Consider the following 18,448-nt stretch of genomic DNA (forward strand, 5'->3'; position numbering starts at 1 on the left):
GAAATATGTAAAGAAGTGGAGTGGGATTGAGTCAGAGTCGACTAAGAGTATTATTCAAGGAAACATATGGAGATACTATATATGGTTTTCATTTAAAATTAAGACTCAATAAATCAAAAGATTCCATATTAAAAGGAAATAAAACTATTTCTCAAGTAGCAATGGATTTTAGTTTTTTCTAGTTCAGCCCACTATTCATTAGCTTTTAAAAAGTACTTTAAACAAACTCCAAAAGCATTCAAAATGGAGCACAAATCGTAGTTATTTATCACCTCATAAGTATGAATAGAACCTATTTAGAAAAATCAATTAAAAATTGGGGAAGAATGATCAATGTAGATACTGAAGGTATTTATTTTGATATTGATAATTCGATCACAAGAGGTGATTAAAATAGATATGCATCTAAAAAAGGATTTCAAATTAGAAGATCAGGATTTTGAAATTCTACCATTTGTACGTTTAACCTTAATAGTTCCTACACAAGATTATAATCAAAGAGACCTTGAATTAGATGAAAAATATGAATTAGAGAAATACAACAAATATGCATATGGAGCCTACTGTAGTAATTCTAACATTGGTTATTCTGCAGATTTTGAAAAAGGGGCACATGTCAGGATTATCGAAATTAGGTTATCTAATCAATATTTTAATCATTTAGTCAACAAGTCTACAGTTCTTAAAGGAATTATGTCTTTGGACAACCCTATTTTCTTTTATGAAGAAATCAATATTATTTTTCGTTGTGGTATTAATTATTTTTATGACTTAACAAAAGAAGAATTTTACAGAAATGAAAGAGTAGAAAATGTTGGAAGAGCATTGATCACTAACTTTTTTATGTCAATGGACAATCGACAAGTTATAGATGAACCAAGTCGATATAGCTTCAATATTACTACTACACTAAAAGCCCAAAAGTTGGTAAATAATGCCTATAACAAAGTACTAAGTATGGATGACATTTGTAAAGAGGTAGGATTGAGTGAAAGTCGATTGAGAAGTTTATTTCGACAAACATTTGGGATTAGTATCATGAACTATTATCAAGATTATCGACTACAAAAATCAAAAGAAATGCTATGTGAACCGAATGTATCTATTTCAAATGTAGCTTTAGATTTAGGATTTAATAGTACTAGTCATTTTGCTCAAGTTTTCAAGAAAAAATTTAGTATTACACCAAAAGAATTTATAGAATACTACACCGAACACCTCAAAAAGATTGTTCATAGAAAATAGATTGATTCTTTGATTATTAGACATTATCTAATTAGTTATTGAATATTTTAAGGATCAGTTTGAAACTAAGACCTTCAATTGTGTTATTGAAATAATAGAATAAAAATAGATCAATGGATTACAGTATTATCAATCAAACATTAGAGTTTTGGTGTCAAAATGTAAATGGTACAATAGAGGATCAAAGACTTTATTTTGATAATGAAAATGGGAAAGGAGAAATAAAAGGATATCAATTCGATGATAAATTCCATATCATGGTATTTGACTTTATGCTAAAAAAGAAGGTGCATTTCAAAACGTCCTCTCTTATTAATTTACCTTTTGTAAATATCTCATTTTCTAATCCTGGACACGTAAGAAATCTCTCTGGAGAATCTGTTGTACGCAATAAACTATACCAGTCTTTTGGTATCATCTCCATTCATCTTGATGGAGATTTAGAGTGGACATATACACAAAATATAGAACATAAATTTGTTGCTATTAGAGTTGATAAGAAGTATTTCAAAACGTTAATTGATCAATACGAAAGCACTAAAATATTATTTAACCTTGAAAGGGAATTTTTAATATTTGAAGATTTGGATCCTCATCTACGTTGGTTTACAACTGAAATTATTAATATCAAAGGAGACAATACGTATGATCTTGATCGAATTTATAATATTTCTTCAGGTTTATTGATACAGTTCATGATAAAAGTTGCACGAAGAAAAGTAAAGAAAAGAAAGGATGATGATCAAAAAAACCTTATTCAACCAATTTTAGAAACCTATCAGATTTTAGAACAAAATATTAAACAACAAGTAAGTATAGAAGAAATATGTAAAGAAGTAGGATTAAGTGAAAGTCGATTAAGAGTACTATTTAAAGAAGCTTTTGGAGAATCGATTTATAGCTATCACTTAAAATTAAGATTAACAAAATCTCAAGAAGTATTGTTACAAACAGATAAAACAATGTCTCAAATTGCCATGGATTTTGGCTTTTCTAGTTCTGCTCACTTCTCACAAGCATTTAAAAAATACTTCAAGCAAACCCCTAAGCAATTTAAAAATAGTAATCGATAACAGAATTTATGGATAGAGAGTTTTTAAATAGATCTTTAGAAAATTGGGGTATTCAGCTTAATACAAAACCCAAAGGAGATACCTTAACGATTAAAAATAACATTGCAGAAGGTGTACTTGAAGCGAATGAGTTTGAAGACTATGATCTTTTGCGTCTTGATTTAAATCTCAAAGAACAGATACAATTTCAGGACTTTGAAATTGTGAAGCTTCCTTTTGTAAGACTCACTTTTATTGTACCTGACAATGACAATTTTTCAACCTCTACAGAATTAGATGAATTAACAGAATTAGAGAAGTTCAATAAATATGCTCATGGTGTGTATTGTACAAATACAAATTTGGGGTATGCAGCTACATTTGAGCAAAATGTAGCATTGCGTATTGTTGAAGTTAGGTTATCTGAAGCTTTATATTTAGAATTTGTCAATAAATCTCCTAAGCTGAAAAAATTCATGAATTTAGATCAAGATATCTTTTTTTATGAAGAAATACCTATCAATTCACGATGGATAATCAATGAGTTATTTGATATCAAAAAAGGAGAATATTATGAGAAAGAATACATCTCTGTAATTTCTAGAGTACTGATTACAAACTTTTTTATTTCAATGGAAAATAGAGAAGAGATCGAAGTTTCTGGAAGGTATAATTTTAATATACAAGCTACTTTAAAAGCTCAAAGTTTGGTCAATAATGCCTACGATAAACCCATTAGTATAGATGATATTTCTAAGGAAGTAGGATTAAGTGAAAGTCGTTTGCGTAATCTATTCCGTCAAACATTCGGTATATCAATCATGACTTATTATCAAGATTTTAGGTTACAGAAGTCAAAGGAGTTATTAACTGATCCCAACAATTCTATATCATTTGTTGCTTTGGAACTCGGTTTCTCAAGTGCAAGTCATTTCTCTCAAGCCTTTAAGAAAAAATACAATGTAACACCTAAAGAATATATAGAATACTATTATAATCATAGAGAAGAACGCCGAAAAAAATTAGAAAAAAATAACAAGGCAAAGTGATAAAAAAGGAACGCCTCAATAGCTATTAATATTCATCTACTTTATTTAGATTTCAATTTATAACTGTTAAATTCCTTTTATCAACACCTCGTTTATCATCTATTTCTCAAGTTTTACCGTATTCCATTTTAAATGTTATTTTTTTTGAAACACGAACGATTTAAGATCATTCTCAGTCTTAAACGTAAATATATAAATGTACTCATATGAACCTAGGAAAAGAAACATACCAAGTATTAGAAGAATTATCACAGTTTTCATTAGAAGGACCTGGTGTCACACGACTTTATCTCACTCCTGAACATAAGGCAGCTTATGAATATCTTGGAAAATTGATGAAAGATATTGGTCTCGAAGTTGAAGTAGATAACATCGGAAATATGATTGGTACGTACGTTAATCCTAAGAAAACAAACAAAACTTTAGTTCTGGGTTCACATCACGATACGGTTCGTAATGGTGGAAAATATGATGGTGCATTAGGCGTTATTCTTCCATTAATCTCATTAAAATATCTCATTGAAAATAATGAAGAATTAGAATACAATGTAAAAATAGTTTCTTTTGGTGATGAGGAAGGAGTCCGTTTTGCAACTACATATCTAGGCTCAAAAGTACTTGCAGGTACTTTCCCTAAGGAATTATTAAACCGTTTGAGTGAAGATGGAGTACCTTTAAAAGATGAATTAAAAGCATTTGGTCTTGATCCTGATAAAATCGATGAGGATAAATTAAAAGACGATGTTGTAGGGTACTTAGAAGTACATATCGAACAAGGTCCAGTACTTCAACATGAAGATCTAGCTGTGGGTGTTGTAAATGCAATTCAAGGTTCACATCGATATAATATTAACATTAAAGGTATGGCTGGACATGCCGGTACTGTACCTATGCCACTTCGTAAAGATGCAGGTGTTGGAGCATCAGAAGCGATGGTAGAATTCACACATTACATCGAAAGTATCAAAGACATCGTTGCTACATTTGGTATTAGTCAATTCCTTCCAGGTTCAATCAATGTGATACCAGGAGAAACAAAAATCACAATGGATATTCGTTCATTGGATAATGAATTAATACATAACTCTGTCAAGAAGTTTGATGAAATCTTAAAGACAATCTGTGAAAAAAGAGGATTAACTTATACTTTAGAAAATACGAATGAAGCACCTCCTACAACTTGTAGTGAAAATATTATCTCAAGCTTACAACATAGTGTAGCCAACACTGGTCAACGTGTCTATACATTCCCTAGTGGAGCTGGTCATGATGCACAGGAGATGAAAAACATTACAGATATGGGAATGTTATTCGTAAGATGTAAAGATGGTATTAGCCATAATCCATTAGAATCTGTTACAGAAGAAGATTTAGAAATCGCTTGCCAAGTGGTTGTCGATTTCATCAAAACATATAAAGCCTAAAAACTAATTAAAATATGTCTGAAGTTAAACACGCTTCATGGATAGATAAAATCCCTCATCCATTAGCGATTTTATTTTTCATGCTCATTGGTGCTTGTGCACTTACTTATATTGTACCTGCAGGAGCTTTTGACCGTGAATTAATTGATGGTGCTGAAAGAGTTGTCAATGGTACATATCATAGAATTGAGCAAACACCTGTCAATCTTTTTGAAACGGTAATTGCCATAGGTATTGGTTTTCAGGAAATTGCAGATATTGTATTTATCGTTTTTGCCAGTGCCGGTATGTTCGGTATTTTCGAAAAGAATGGTATGCTAGAAGATGTAGTAGGTTCATTTGTCAAAAAATTAGGTCTTGAAAGAAAATACCTAATTGTTGCAATGATGACTTACATGTACGGTTTACTAGGAATTTTCGTTGGGTATGAAAATAACATTGCACTTGCCCCTATTGCAGTAATTGTGAGTTTAGCGATTGGCGGTGATGCCGTCCTTGGTGCCGGTATGGCAGTAGGTGGTATTTCTGTAGGTTTTGGCTTGGCTCCATTCAATCCTTATACAGTTGGTGTTGGACACAAGATTGCTGAAATGCCACTTTTTTCAGGTTGGGGTTTTAGAAGTATAATGGTATTTACGCTATTATCAGTATTGGTATATTATAACATTCGTTATTTCAAAAAAATATTAGCCAATCCTGATGATGGCTTAGGACAAGATTTGAATACAAAAGGTTTAGAATTATCCAAACCCTTAGAAGAATATAAAACGTCTACTCGTGATAAAATTGTATTGGGAGTATTCTTAGGTGGATTATTAGTGATGCTTTTTGGTGTATTCAATTTTGGTTGGTACATCAATGAAATCTCAGCAATTTTCATCATCATTGCCATTATTAGTGGTCTGATTTCTCGAATGACTATTGATGATATAAGTCAAGTGATGTCTAAATCTTTTGAAACCTGTGCATTGGCTGCCATATTAATTGGTGCAGCACAAGGACTAAAAGTAGTAATGGATGCTGGTCATATTAGTGATACAATTGCTTATAGTTTTATTGGTATTTTAGAATCACTTCCGACTATACTTTCTTCTATAGTGATGACAGTAACACAGTCGATCACCAATATCTTTATCCCTGGTGGTAGTGGTCAAGCATTAGTGACACTTCCTATTATGATTCCTGTAGGTGATACAGTAGGTTTAACACGACAATGTACAATTTTAGCTTTCCAAATTGGTGATGGTATTACTAACATATTTACCCCTACTTTAGGTGGTTTGATCGCCATGCTTGGACTATGTAGAGTTCCTTATGGAGTATGGTTAAAATATATATTCAAGTATGTTGTCTTAGCTTATGTAGTATGTTGGATATTCATGGCTATTGCTACGTGGATGCAGTTAGGACCAATGTAAATTAAGAGATAATGGAAAATCCTATTGAAGATATGTACGAAGGTCAAAACCTTCCTACTTTAGATAAAAAACGAGTAGCTTTGTTATGTATTGATATTCAATATCATGATGCAGCGATCGGATATGGTTTCTTTAAAGATGCCAAAAGAGAAGATCATGCTTATTATTTTGATCGCTTAGATGAAAAAGTTTTTCCTTCTGTCAATCGTTTACAAGAACTTTTCAGAGCAGAAGGTTTAGAGGTAATCCACGCTAGAATTGAGGCTTTAACCTCAGATGGAAGAGATCGAAGTTTAGAACATAAACGTATCGGTTGCCATGTTCCAAAAGGTTCTAAAGCGGCTGAGATTATGCCACAAGTAGCCCCAAAAGGAGATGAAATTGTGATCAGTAAAACTGCTTCTGGTGTTTTCAATAGTACTAACATTGAATATGTACTTAGAAACTTGGGAGTCGATCAATTGGTTACTGTAGGCGTCCTTACCAACGAATGTATTGCTACTGCGGTTAGAGATGGCGCAGACAAAGGATTCACAATGTATATTGTAGATGAAGGGACTGCAGCACTTAATCAAGAATTACATGACAATACCATCGGTGTACTGAATGGTGTTTACGGTTATAAAGTTAGTGAAGAACAGATCACTGATTTGATCAAAAAGTCATAAATGAAAAGACCTCCTTGAAAGCTATGGCAAGGAGGTCTTTTTTGATTATTTCAATTGCCATTTATCTATAATTTCGTCCAATTCACCTTTTGCTTTAACATAGTTCTCTTCTACAGGCAAAGCTGGATTTGTTGCTGAGGAGATGACTTCTACGGCTCCAAAGCCCATAAAGGAGAAATTGATTTTTAATGTCAGAGAAAAGAGATCCCAATTAGGATACTCAGGTGTTGCTAAATCTTTCGTCCAATTTCCTCCACTTGTAAAAATTCCTAAGCATTTCTTTTCAGGATATTTCGCAGGAGTTCCATCCGCTTTCTTTCCAAAAGTCACTCCGTTTACGACAACATGATCAATCCAAGCTTTTATAGCTGCGGGTACACCAAAGTTATGCATTGGAGCACAAACCACGATATAATCATGATCTAATAATTGTTGTGTATGACGATCCATGTCTTTTAAAAGATTCACTTCTTTTTCTGGCAATTTTTGTCCCATATAATTTCTTTTGATATAGGCATTCATTGAACTTTCAGAAAAATAACCAGGTATATCTTCTAATAAATTAATGACATTGACCTCAACTCCTGTAGCTTTATGTAAAAAGTGATCTAAAAGAACTTTAGTATTTGAGTTTTCACCTTTTGGTAAGTATTTAATTAATAGTAGCTTTTTCATTGGTTATTAAATGATTTTTATAAATTAATATAAAGTTACTCTACCCAATTTCCACCAAGTGCTTGGTATAACCCTACTATCTGTCCCAACAAGTTTCCTTTTGTCTGCACTTGTTTATTTTGGACACTCAGCAAAGATTGTTGTGAATTGATGACAGGTTGATAGTCAATCATGCCTTGTTCATATTGATCTAAAGATAGATTAAATGCATTTGTGGAGGACGTTACACTTTTGTCAATCCATTGATAAGATGCTTTCAACTCTTTAATATTTGTCAGACTATTTTGTACCTCTTGCATGGCAATTAATACCGTATTCTGATAATTCAACTGCACTTGTTGAAACTGTACATGAGCTACCTGTTTATTTCTTCTTTTGTATAATCCCTGAAAGATATCCCAACTTAATGTTGGACCTATAAAGTAATTCATGGATTCTGAATTAAACCAATCAGAAGAATTGTAAGTGCTAAAACCAATTTGTCCGGTGATAGCCAAAACGGGTAACATCTGAGCATTGGCCAATTCTTCTCTAGCTATCATTCCCATTAATGACTTTTCTACAGAACGAATATCAGGTCGTTGCTGAACTACATCAACGGGTAATAAAGTCTGCATTTTATCTGGAATATCAGGAAGTTCTTTGGGTTGATTTAAAGCATTTAATATTCCTTGAGGGAACTGCCCTAAATAGACTTGAATAAGGTTTATTTCATTAATGACTTGAGCTTGTAATGTATTGATAGAAGAACGTGTAGTATATAAAATGGACTCTGATTGATAAACATCTAATTGAGATTTCATTCCTGTTTCATATTGATTTTGAGCTATTCTTAAAGCCCTTTCTTGTGCTTCAATATTTTGTTCGGTAACGATGATTTGATTCTGATAGGTACGTAATCGCATATATGCAGAAGACACATCGCCTAACATACTTAACATTACATTTTTCTGATCTTCTTGTGCTTGTTCATAAGAATACTGAGCTACTTTTACATTCTTTCGAATTCGCCCAAAAACATCAATTTCCCAATTCATTGTGATATCAGTATCGTAATGAATATCCGTATTATTTGTATCAGTTGTTGATGCCGGTGTATTGTTTTGATAAAGGGTCGATATGTCAAAAGCTAAATATGGAAAATAGTACGCCTTACTTTGTTTGTATAGTAATCTTCCTTGTTCAATTCTTTGAATGGCAATTTTAATATTCAGGTTTTTCCGTACTGTTTCTTCCAACAATTCATTCAAAACAGGATCATCAAAAATAGTCCACCAATTGGAAACATCATCTACAAAGGAAATTGTAGTAGTATCTACTTCCCAATGATCAGGAATTGAATCCAAATAAGCTTTATTTTGTGCATTGACATAGTATGAAATTGAAAATGCAATAATCAACAATAAACTCTTTTTCATATTACAACATTACCTTAAAAAAATGGGAGCAGAAACTACATTTTCATGATCATCACTCACCTGCTGATCTGTTTTGACCAATACACTTGCCGTTTGTCCTACCCTCAATTTTATATTTTCAGGAAGATCCAATAATTTAATTCTGATAGGAATGCGTTGTGCTAATCTGATCCATTCAAAAGTTGGAGCAATAGACGGTAATAAATTATGTCCTGTACTGCCATCTGTTTGTGAAATCCCCCATCCTATACTCTCCACATAGCCTTTAATTGGCGTATCATCATGGGACATGAGGGTTACGACTGCGGAATTATCTTTCTGTATATTTTCAATATTGTTTTCTCTAAAGAAACCATACACCCAATAGCTACTGATATCTATCAATGCCAAAGCAGGTTGATTGGTGACGGTATGACTTCCCAAACGTAAATTTAAATTCGTGATATACCCATCTACAGGAGCGGTAACTTTTGTGAATTCAAGGTTTAATTCTGCTTCCTCTACAGAAGCTAATGCTGCTCTAAAAAGGGCATTTTCCTGTCCACTTTTCCCCAAAGAAGCTATTTCTTCATCTAATTTTGCTTTGGCTTTTTCTACATTTACTTTTGCTTGGAGGAGGTCAATTTCTGCTTCTCGTAGTTGCTGTTGTATGACTTCATAATTACTTTTTGAAGCATCATAATCATGCTTAGAAGTTGCTCCTTTTTTCAATGCTTTCTCTTGCCTTTCAAACTCAAATTTAAACTTTGGAATCTCTGCTTTAATCTCTTCAATGGAAGCCTCCGCAGAATTCACTTCCGCTTTTGCCACATACACTTCTGCCTTGGCTACACGTATTTGTTGCTCCAATGCATTGACACTATTTCCTGTATTATTTAGGTTTGCCTTGGCTTTATCTAAAGCGACTTGATACGTTCTCGGATCAATCTCAAACAGTACATCACCCGCATTGACAAACTGATTTTCCTTTACCAAAATTCTCACAATGGGTCCTGAAACTCTTGGTGTCACTTGAATAATATTGGCATGTACCTGTCCATTTCTCGTCCATGGATGAATGATATAATCATAATATCTAAAAGCTAACGAAAGGAGAGCAATGAGTAGAATGGAGACAGAGATAATATATTTTTTATTTTTCATATACCTATAGTCTTATTAAAGCATACCCAATAGTTCATCAATCCATATGGTATAAATGGTAAGGAAACACATGTAAATGATTGGGGTATAAATAAAATATTTCGATAAGCGATATTTATTTAAAACCTTACTAGTGTATTGAGAAAGAAGTAAGGCCATCACAAATGACAATAATATTCTTGGTATAAATACATCACCAATACTTACTTCATGGGGCATTTTTCAGGGTTTTAGTTTTGGGTTATAAAATAAAATAATCAATGTTATTGATATGATTATTATTCCTATTCAATTAGATTCGAAAACTTATATTCTGTAGTCTATAAGTTTCATTTTTATGAAAATTTTTCTTCTTCTAATTGAGACAAAGGAATTGTTTTCTTTAATAAATAGTAAGAATGCAAGGCTTGGTAAAATGTATTAAAGCTATTGATAAAATCGAAAGAAGACGTTGCCTGACCTTTCTCTCTTTCTTCATAAATTTCACTTATCGATTTTTTTATTTTATCAATATCATAATTCTTACCTAATGAAAGGTCTAACAGTTGCGTATTTACATTTTTAATTAAGGCAATGACTTGACGATCTGCTTTACTGTTTTGTTCATCTACTTCTTGCTCTAAGATTAAATGCAAACGATAAGAGATTCTAAAAACTAAAACGGTCAATTCCTCTAACTGATCTTTATTTACTTTATCATAATATGCATAATCTATACTCTTCTGAAGGTTTTTTAAATGATTAGGAATCACTTTTATATCTTCAATAGCTATCCTTTTTCGAATTGAATTTTGACTCGTAGCACTCTTTTCAAAAAGATAATGAGCACTCTTAAAAAATTGTCTCAAATAGTTCAAATACTTTTTCTCAAGCCTTGTGATATCTATTAAATAACCTGTAACAATAAGCCACATCATGTACATCACATCAAATACAAAACCATTGACTAACTTTTCAAAATCATAGGTCTGATGGATAGAAATTCCTATAGCCATCAGACCAATTGAGGCTGTGATATAGGCTCGCCCTTTCATGTATCTATGTTGACAATAAGTATAGATAAAAAGTACAATCGCTAAGCCAATAAAACCATCCAATTGAGGCAAAATAAAACAATAAATAATAGAGATGCCTACGATCATTATATACACTGGAGGCAAATAATTTCGTGGTTTACTAGTAGGCATATTGGCAATCATCATGGTATTTAACCCCACCATCACATACCATTGATGATGTCCCGGCGGATCAAAATAAATCCATAGCAAAAAGCCACTTAACGTGGATAAAGCAACATAAAATGATTTTCTTAAAGCAAATCGATTCCATTTAAAATAAGGCTCTTTAGCTATTTTGATGGCTTTTTTGGAATGAGAAGGATCCTTGATATTTCTTATACAATCTCTAATATCATCCAATAAGGATTGAAGATGATGAAATTCATAATTTATCCCCTTGAGGTATTGTTTGTCCAAGTCTGAAAGCTTGTTTTGATGGGCTGATAAATTAATCGCAGAGATACTTTTCGGTGGTATGATCCCCTCTTTATAATAAGAAATGATACGATCTACTTTACCTTTTATCAGAGTAAATAAATATTGGATATCTTCTTCTACTAACGTATCGTTATTTTGATAAATATCTTTTCTAAGAATGTTGATGTTCATCACAGCAAAAGACATTTTCTCAAATAAAGTTACTAATGTCTTCCATTCTTCTTTATTCTTTTTTTGGATCACCTCTTCAAAAATATCTTCTTCAATTTCCTTTTCGAAGTATTTTATTTTATCACTGAGTTGGGCAATTCGTTTATAGTTTGAAAGTAAGATATCCTTTGATTGTAAAGAACCCGTTTGATAATTAAAAATAGAGGAAAATATGGTCAATACGTCCACTAATGCTTCTTGACTAGAATGTTCTTTTTTATTGGGCCATACCAAAAAAGAAACCGCTGAATACACCAAAATACCCGTCAATGTCTCTAATATTCTAAACATTGCATTATTAAAAACGGCAGATGAAGCACCTCCTCCTACTCCAACACTCGAGATAATCAGCATTGTAAAACCAATTACATTCCAGACATAATTTCTTTTTTTATCAATCAACATCATGTAAGTACAAAAAAACATGATGATCATAATTATTGCGATGAAAAGAAATCGATTTTGAGGAGCAATCACAATCATTATTAACCCTAAAATACTCCCTGGTACAGTCCCCATGAGTCTTAATCCTGATTTTTTTAATGACTGTTCAATGCTATACATAGGTATAGCAATAATTGTCACCGTAAACCCTGCCCAAGCGGGTTTATACCAATCCTGACTCATTGCTATACCATAAGCAATTACTAGGGATAAGGCCACTTTTATGGCTTCTTTTGTGGGTCTTTTTAACAAATTGGCTTCTAGGTTTTTAGATAAAGTATAGCTATAAATTAATAAAAATTACATCACATTTAATCTCTTTTTTGACACTAAAATTTAATTCATTAGAAAGTTTATAATTGAAATAAATAATTACCAATACATTACATGTCGTAGATAAAATAATCCAATTATTAACATCTCACTAATCAAAGAATACTATTTGAAAGATAACATTTTGGACAATACTTATATTTTTATTTTTATTTTAAAATGGTCAAGACTCAGTATTTTTAGAAATGGATATGTTTGCATTGGATATAAATGGCTACCCTGAAGGTGGATACCTTAAACTTATTTCGGAATACTATGATGTCCCTATAGAAAATGATCATAAAATATATGTTGAAAATGATTTATTAGACTCAACGTTTTTAGTTATTTAAACAAAATTCTTTTCTATGGTGGTTTTGGATTCTTACTTAAAAAAAAACTTCAAACTCCAAGTTTTCTCTAATCCAAACTTTGAAACCTCTTGTCATTTATTTAGTGAAGAAGTTCATTTTATTTCGACTAATCAAGAACAATTTTCGTTTAAAACGTCGAATGGTTTTCTTTTAAAAAAGAATAAAGAAGCTACTATTTATATCCATGATACAAAGGAAGCACATGTACAAAGAGTTCATTTATTTTTTAATGAAGATGAAATAAACCTTCATCTATTTGAACCTTTCAAAAACATAAAAAATTACTTTGTTTATGCTGGAGATACCTTGCTACATCAATGGAAAAATTCTATTTTCTCTTATGATAAAATAGTTGATGAAGTCAGGAAAATTGGCTTGAGACAAAAACTAATGAACTTTTTTTCCTTCTTAGAAATATTCTTCTGAGAGATGTAAGTAAAGAAGAAAAAGCTATTTATACAGATTATGAAATAGAAGCTGCATACAAGATTCAAGAAGAAATCATTAGTAACCTTACTCAAATACCTAGTATTAATCAATTATCAAAAAAATATGGACTGAACAACCAAAAAATGGGACATATTTTCAAAGAATTCTTTGGACAAACAGTCTATCAATACTATAAAGATGCTCGTTTACTAGCCGCTTATCATGACATCATTAATACTCAGAAAACATTTACAGAAATTGCATATGAATATGGCTATACAGATGTATATCACTTCTCTAAAAATATAAAAAGCGCCTATAAATTAACTCCTTCTGAATTAAGAAAATAATAGGCTCCTTTTTAATTCTACAAATGAAAAATTCCATTATTTAAAGATACTATGATTTTATAAACCCCTCTTTTGTTATCAATTTAAGATCAATGTACTCAATCTATGAAATTTCTTTTACTGTTTTTAATTGCTGTAATCTGGGGTAGTCAATTTGTTTTGAATGATGATGCACTACAAATTATTTCTCCTTTTGAATTAGCATTCTATAGAGTACTTTTCGGTTGTCTTACACTTACCTTGATTCTGCGTCTACCCAAAATTAATGAACCTAAAATCAAGTGGAATAAAAAGTTATTTATCCTTTTAATTGGTCTTACTTTTTGTGAAAGTGTAGTCCCTTTCATTTTGAATGGGTATGGTCAACAAGAAGTCTCTAGTGCTGTGACTTCAGTTTTGATGGCAGGTATTCCATTGATGACAATTGTCTTGGAACGTATTATTAACAAGCGAAAAATTCAAGCGATAGAATTAATTGGTATTCTTGTCGGTTTTGTAGGTTTAATTGTTTTGGTCTATCAAGATCTTATGACTTCAGGAGCAATGGATATTTTGTCAATTGTCTTCATTCTCATTGGTGCATTCAGTTTTTCATTGGCATTAATCTTAATGTCAAAAATTCCTACAGACATTTCTTCTTTACGATTTACTAGAGCCATATTGATCTCATCTTCAATCATTATTTTACCTTTAACATTCACTTCTAATCACTTTAGTGCCATTGATTCTACCTTATGGATTGAACTTATTATTCTTGGGAGTTTTGCCTCTGGAATTGTCTACTATATGTACCTTTTTTTAGTAAGAAATTCAGGTTCTACTTTTACTAGTTTAACGAACTATCTTGTTCCTGCTATTGGTATTACGTTAGGTATTATCATCAAAGGCGATAATTTTTCAATGGGTCATTTTATAGGTTTTGGAGTAATTATTTTGGGATTAATATTGGTAAATTATCCCAATATGAAAAAAAGTAATTAATCGAAAATATGGAATAACAACGACTCTTCTCTTAATGGTATAAAATATTAATAACGAACATTTTCATCTGTTAACGCTTTTTTCCATTCTTCTCACGTATTTATGTAGGCTAATTGAGATTAAATCAACTACAAAATACCATGAATTTAGGATATAAAATGCTAGTCCTTGATATGGACGATACATTGTTAAATGACGATCATATCATCTCTGATAGAAATAAAGAAATGCTGATGAAAGCTCAGGATGAAGGTATAAAAGTGGTACTTGCTTCTGGAAGACCTACACCTGCTATGCTTGAATTCGCAAGAGATTTGGAACTAGATAAGTACGGTTCATATATCATTTCTTATAATGGCGGTACGTTGATAGATATGGCTGATGAGAGTATTGTATTCTCTCAAAGTTTATCGGTTGATAATATTCATGCTTTATCTAATTATGCAAGAGAAAATAATTTAGATATTATCACTTATACTTCTGATAGCATCATTAGTGAAACCAATTCAAAATACATTCAAGTGGAAGTGGATATCACGAAGATGGAGTTCAAGCAAGTGGAAGATTTCCAAAAAGCAGTAGATTTTGAAGCCGTAAAATGTATTATGTTAAACGAACCTTCAAGATTACAAGAATTCAAACCTTTAGTAGAAACAGCTTTTCCAGAATTGAGTATTTCAATTTCAAAACCCTTCTTCCTAGAAGTAACACAAACTGGTATTGATAAAGCCGCTACACTTGCTCGCCTTGCAGAAACAACTGGTATCAAAAGAGAACAAATTATCGCTGTTGGAAATGCTGGAAATGACCTTTCAATGGTAGAATATGCTGGTCTCGGCGTTTGGGTAGACAATGTAACTCCAGAATTGAGAGATAGAGCAAATGCCATTGTTGCTTCAAATAATGATGATGGCGTCGCAGAGGTTGTTGAAAAATTTATCCTTAGAACTGAAATGGCGATTGAAACAGAATAGTTTTGATTGCTCTTAACAATAAACCATCTAAGCTCATGATTTAAGTGTCATGAGCTTTTTTTGTCCCAAAATTCAACGAATTCAATACATTTTTACACCAAAATACTTTAAATCGAAAAGTTATCAACAATAGAGTGAATAAATTTCCACCTATTCATCAAAAAAATCCACTAGCTAAAACTACTCACCAACTAACTTTACAATACTATAAATCAGCTATTTATAAACCTCTTTTTTTCTACTATCAAAACTACTATGAAATGAAGTCATTGTTTACTTATAATAGAAGTATACTAATATCAGCTATTGTATTATTTCTTTCGCTTATCTCATATTTAAATACTAGATGTTATGCTCAAGTACCTTCGGGCTATGAATATTCACAGGAGTTTCTAATTGATTTTGGAAATGCCCACTTATCCACAGGTAATTGGACGAATGTAGAAGAACTGAATACATCTTATACTTTGGTAAGTGCCACTGGGGTTACTTCTGGTTTTTCAATAGAAGCTACAAGTGGATTAAGAGGAAATAATACAGATGGTATTGGTGGTGGTGTATTTATCAATGCAGGGGCTTTGGCAGATGCGTCTTTAACTACTGAATTAGGAAATATGACAGAGGATAATGCTACTAGAGATTACTTCTATCAAAATTCCTCCAATTCTGTGGACTTCAACTTTTCGAATTTAGATATCAATAAAAAATATAGATTACAGATTTTTGCTACCCGTAATAGTAGCGAAAGCAGAACAACCTTATACAGTGTGAATGGTGCGACAAATGTAGATGGACAGCTACAAACTTCTGGTTTAAATATTGGTGTATCTGGTCATTTAAATGGTAATATTGGTCTACTGACACTAGACGCTCTATCTCCTGACCGAGATGGTAATATTACCGTTACTTCTACATCTACTATATTCTGTTATGTCGGATCTTGTAGATTGATAGAGTATAGTCCAAATACGGTAAACAAAACATTCTTGGTTGATTTTGGAAATACTGAAATGACCTCTCCTGATGCTAGTGGTAACTATTGGAACAATAAAAATTACTCCTATCAACCCATTAATGATATGGTTGATTCAGAAAATGGATCATCGGGTTATCAATTAGCCGTTACTTCAGGTTGGGGTAATTCGGCTGCTGGTGCAATCAGTGATGCTTCAACAACTTATTATACCAACAACTTAGCTGAAAACAATGCCACTTCGGATTATTCTTTCAGAAGTGGTGGAGGTGGTGCTGCTCCTCCTGATTTCACCATGACCTTTTCTAATTTAACTACTAGTAACTCCTATCGTTTTAAAGTTTTTTCTTCGAGAAATATTAATGTAGATCAGACGAATCAATTTAGTTTTGTAGGTGAGAATACCTCTACTTTTTCGATAATGAGTTCTAGTGTTGCTGAAGGAGCTAATCTTGAAGCTCAATATTCTGATTACATTACTCCTAATGCAAGTGGAGAAATAAATCTAACCATTTCTTCAAATGATATTAATGGACAATCAATGATCAACGCTTTGGAAATGGAAGAGTATGTTTCTGTGAATGCATCACAAGAGTTTTTAGTAGATTTTGGTACAGTAGAGCAAACGGCTAGCCCTGATGTAAATGGAAGCTATTGGAATAATATTTCTACTTCTAACTCTGCACTTAATTTAAATTCTATTGATAACCTTCCTTCATTTTATAGTATTGAAATGACAAAAGGAGGATTTGGATCCAATGGAGGTTTATCAGATCCTTTACTTTCTGATGGGTTAAGTAGTTTGGCCATTGAAAGTGCTACAAAAGATTATGCTTTCGCGGCAAGTTTTGATGTTCATGGAGGACAAGATTCTGTAGTTATTGAAATTTCTAATCTTGATGTTACTAAAGGTTATCGCTTTAATGTTTTTGCAACAAGAGGCAGTGTCAATGATGAAAGAATTACGGAATATTCTTTTGAAGGTAGCAATACGATAAATGGTGAGTTACAAACAACAGGTGCTGCTTTAGGAACTACAGGGCATTTATTTGGCAATTTAAATCTTTATTCTTCTGATCTTGTTTACCCGGATAATGAAGGTAAAATTATCCTGAAAGCAAAAAGAGAAGAAGATACAGAGTATACCTATATTGGGGCATTAAGAATTGAAGAATTTGACCAAAACCCAGGACAAACTGCTTTACTCTATGTACCTCAAGATACCGATTATGCCTTCTTTAATTTACCTGTAGAACTCATTGAATTTTCAGCCAAACTAAAAGATGAAGAAGTTCTTCTAAATTGGGCAACAGCTACGGAAATCAATAATGATTATTTTGAAATAGAACGATCTATAGATGGTAAGCAATGGCAATTCCTTGAAAAAATTAAAGGAACAGGTAATTCCAATGTTAGAATTGATTATCAATATTCAGATACAAATCCTTTCCAAGGAGAAAGTTATTATAGATTAGTACAAATAGATTTAGATGGTACGACTACTTATTTTGATCCTCAAAAGGTTAATTTTCAAACAAATTCTTCCTTAGAATATACCATTTTTCCAAACCCTTTAAATAGTGGAAATACTTTAACGATAGCATTAAGTAATCCTCAGCAATCTACAATTGAAGTTCAATTTCTAAATGGCTTAGGTCAAAAATTAGACTCATTTACGATTGAAGAAGATACCTATCGAAAGTCCTGGATAGTTCCTACTTTAAGGAAAGGAATTTATTATTTGAGAATGAAACAGAACGAGGTCATCACAGTAAAAAAAATCTTAATTCGATAAATTAACGAAACCCCACGA

17 protein-coding genes are annotated in these 18,448 nt (G+C 32.1%); 12 read left to right on the forward strand and 5 right to left on the reverse strand.

Annotated elements, in window-relative coordinates; translation table 11 throughout:
• Positions 1-399: 399 nt before the first annotated feature.
• The 6 genes from ACXAHM_RS02870 (at position 400) to ACXAHM_RS02895 (ending at position 6,856) form a co-directional block, all read left to right on the forward strand.
• Entirely contained in the window at positions 400-1,245 is an 846-nt protein-coding gene (locus ACXAHM_RS02870; RefSeq protein WP_474958887.1) for a helix-turn-helix transcriptional regulator, read from the forward strand.
• Positions 1,246-1,358: 113 nt separating this feature from the next.
• Entirely contained in the window at positions 1,359-2,318 is a 960-nt protein-coding gene (locus ACXAHM_RS02875; RefSeq protein ID WP_474958888.1) for a helix-turn-helix domain-containing protein, read from the forward strand.
• Between the two features lie 8 nt (positions 2,319-2,326).
• Entirely contained in the window at positions 2,327-3,346 is a 1,020-nt protein-coding gene (locus ACXAHM_RS02880) for a helix-turn-helix transcriptional regulator (RefSeq protein WP_474958889.1), read from the forward strand.
• 206 nt (positions 3,347-3,552) lie between these two features.
• Complete coding sequence (locus ACXAHM_RS02885) at positions 3,553-4,770, forward strand: M20 family metallo-hydrolase (RefSeq protein WP_474958890.1); 1,218 nt, start codon at positions 3,553-3,555, stop codon at positions 4,768-4,770.
• 14 nt (positions 4,771-4,784) lie between these two features.
• Positions 4,785-6,188 carry a YfcC family protein gene (locus ACXAHM_RS02890; protein ID WP_474958891.1) on the forward strand — a complete coding sequence of 468 codons (1,404 nt, stop codon included), beginning with the start codon at positions 4,785-4,787 and terminating at the stop codon, positions 6,186-6,188.
• 11 nt (positions 6,189-6,199) lie between these two features.
• Positions 6,200-6,856 carry a cysteine hydrolase family protein gene (locus ACXAHM_RS02895; RefSeq protein ID WP_474958892.1) on the forward strand — a complete coding sequence of 219 codons (657 nt, stop codon included), beginning with the start codon at positions 6,200-6,202 and terminating at the stop codon, positions 6,854-6,856.
• A gap of 45 nt (positions 6,857-6,901) precedes the next feature.
• Here the strand turns inward: ACXAHM_RS02895 and ACXAHM_RS02900 are convergent, their stop codons facing one another.
• The 5 genes from ACXAHM_RS02900 to ACXAHM_RS02920 all read right to left on the reverse strand — a co-directional run bounded on the left by ACXAHM_RS02900 (position 6,902) and on the right by ACXAHM_RS02920 (position 12,461).
• The gene (locus tag ACXAHM_RS02900) at positions 6,902-7,531 is read right to left on the reverse strand and encodes an NAD(P)H-dependent oxidoreductase (protein ID WP_474958893.1); all 630 of its coding nucleotides are present in this window, start codon (positions 7,529-7,531) and stop codon (positions 6,902-6,904) included.
• Between the two features lie 35 nt (positions 7,532-7,566).
• Positions 7,567-8,949 (reverse strand): TolC family protein, encoded by a 1,383-nt coding sequence (locus ACXAHM_RS02905; protein ID WP_474958894.1) that lies wholly within the window; start codon positions 8,947-8,949, stop codon positions 7,567-7,569.
• A gap of 9 nt (positions 8,950-8,958) precedes the next feature.
• A complete protein-coding gene (locus ACXAHM_RS02910; protein ID WP_474958895.1) occupies positions 8,959-10,092 on the reverse strand; it encodes an HlyD family secretion protein in 1,134 nt (377 codons plus the stop codon).
• Between the two features lie 15 nt (positions 10,093-10,107).
• Positions 10,108-10,311, reverse strand: a complete 204-nt coding sequence (locus ACXAHM_RS02915) for a DUF1656 domain-containing protein (protein WP_474958896.1) — start codon at positions 10,309-10,311, stop codon at positions 10,108-10,110.
• 116 nt (positions 10,312-10,427) lie between these two features.
• A complete protein-coding gene (locus ACXAHM_RS02920) occupies positions 10,428-12,461 on the reverse strand; it encodes an FUSC family protein (protein WP_474958897.1) in 2,034 nt (677 codons plus the stop codon).
• Between the two features lie 299 nt (positions 12,462-12,760).
• Between ACXAHM_RS02920 and ACXAHM_RS02925 the strand changes: the two genes are divergently transcribed.
• The 6 genes from ACXAHM_RS02925 to ACXAHM_RS02950 all read left to right on the forward strand — a co-directional run bounded on the left by ACXAHM_RS02925 (position 12,761) and on the right by ACXAHM_RS02950 (position 18,430).
• Complete coding sequence (locus ACXAHM_RS02925; protein ID WP_474958898.1) at positions 12,761-12,907, forward strand: hypothetical protein; 147 nt, start codon at positions 12,761-12,763, stop codon at positions 12,905-12,907.
• 15 nt (positions 12,908-12,922) lie between these two features.
• Positions 12,923-13,354, forward strand: a complete 432-nt coding sequence (locus tag ACXAHM_RS02930) for a hypothetical protein (protein WP_474958899.1) — start codon at positions 12,923-12,925, stop codon at positions 13,352-13,354.
• 104 nt (positions 13,355-13,458) lie between these two features.
• Positions 13,459-13,707, forward strand: a complete 249-nt coding sequence (locus ACXAHM_RS02935) for a helix-turn-helix domain-containing protein (RefSeq protein ID WP_474959031.1) — start codon at positions 13,459-13,461, stop codon at positions 13,705-13,707.
• A gap of 105 nt (positions 13,708-13,812) precedes the next feature.
• On the forward strand, positions 13,813-14,688 hold the full coding sequence (locus ACXAHM_RS02940; protein ID WP_474958900.1) for a DMT family transporter: 876 nt from the start codon (positions 13,813-13,815) through the stop codon (positions 14,686-14,688).
• 140 nt (positions 14,689-14,828) lie between these two features.
• Positions 14,829-15,662, forward strand: a complete 834-nt coding sequence (locus ACXAHM_RS02945; protein WP_474958901.1) for a Cof-type HAD-IIB family hydrolase — start codon at positions 14,829-14,831, stop codon at positions 15,660-15,662.
• Positions 15,663-15,922: 260 nt separating this feature from the next.
• Complete coding sequence (locus ACXAHM_RS02950) at positions 15,923-18,430, forward strand: T9SS type A sorting domain-containing protein (protein ID WP_474958902.1); 2,508 nt, start codon at positions 15,923-15,925, stop codon at positions 18,428-18,430.
• The last annotated feature ends 18 nt before the right edge of the window (positions 18,431-18,448 follow it).

The sequence above is a fragment of the Flammeovirga sp. AWQ4_249 genome (assembly GCF_056161045.1).

Bases quoted from the DNA above. Each gene is read 5' to 3' on its own strand.
- ACXAHM_RS02870 (WP_474958887.1), top strand. From the start codon at position 400: ATGCATCTAAAAAAGGATTTCAAATTAGAAGATCAGGATTTTGAAATT.
- ACXAHM_RS02875 (WP_474958888.1), top strand. From the start codon at position 1,359: ATGGATTACAGTATTATCAATCAAACATTAGAGTTTTGGTGTCAAAAT.
- ACXAHM_RS02880 (WP_474958889.1), top strand. From the start codon at position 2,327: ATGGATAGAGAGTTTTTAAATAGATCTTTAGAAAATTGGGGTATTCAG.
- ACXAHM_RS02885 (WP_474958890.1), top strand. From the start codon at position 3,553: ATGAACCTAGGAAAAGAAACATACCAAGTATTAGAAGAATTATCACAG.
- ACXAHM_RS02890 (WP_474958891.1), top strand. From the start codon at position 4,785: ATGTCTGAAGTTAAACACGCTTCATGGATAGATAAAATCCCTCATCCA.
- ACXAHM_RS02895 (WP_474958892.1), top strand. From the start codon at position 6,200: ATGGAAAATCCTATTGAAGATATGTACGAAGGTCAAAACCTTCCTACT.
- ACXAHM_RS02900 (WP_474958893.1), bottom strand. From the start codon at position 7,531: ATGAAAAAGCTACTATTAATTAAATACTTACCAAAAGGTGAAAACTCA.
- ACXAHM_RS02905 (WP_474958894.1), bottom strand. From the start codon at position 8,949: ATGAAAAAGAGTTTATTGTTGATTATTGCATTTTCAATTTCATACTAT.
- ACXAHM_RS02910 (WP_474958895.1), bottom strand. From the start codon at position 10,092: ATGAAAAATAAAAAATATATTATCTCTGTCTCCATTCTACTCATTGCT.
- ACXAHM_RS02915 (WP_474958896.1), bottom strand. From the start codon at position 10,311: ATGCCCCATGAAGTAAGTATTGGTGATGTATTTATACCAAGAATATTA.
- ACXAHM_RS02925 (WP_474958898.1), top strand. From the start codon at position 12,761: ATGGATATGTTTGCATTGGATATAAATGGCTACCCTGAAGGTGGATAC.
- ACXAHM_RS02930 (WP_474958899.1), top strand. From the start codon at position 12,923: ATGGTGGTTTTGGATTCTTACTTAAAAAAAAACTTCAAACTCCAAGTT.
- ACXAHM_RS02940 (WP_474958900.1), top strand. From the start codon at position 13,813: ATGAAATTTCTTTTACTGTTTTTAATTGCTGTAATCTGGGGTAGTCAA.
- ACXAHM_RS02945 (WP_474958901.1), top strand. From the start codon at position 14,829: ATGAATTTAGGATATAAAATGCTAGTCCTTGATATGGACGATACATTG.
- ACXAHM_RS02950 (WP_474958902.1), top strand. From the start codon at position 15,923: ATGAAGTCATTGTTTACTTATAATAGAAGTATACTAATATCAGCTATT.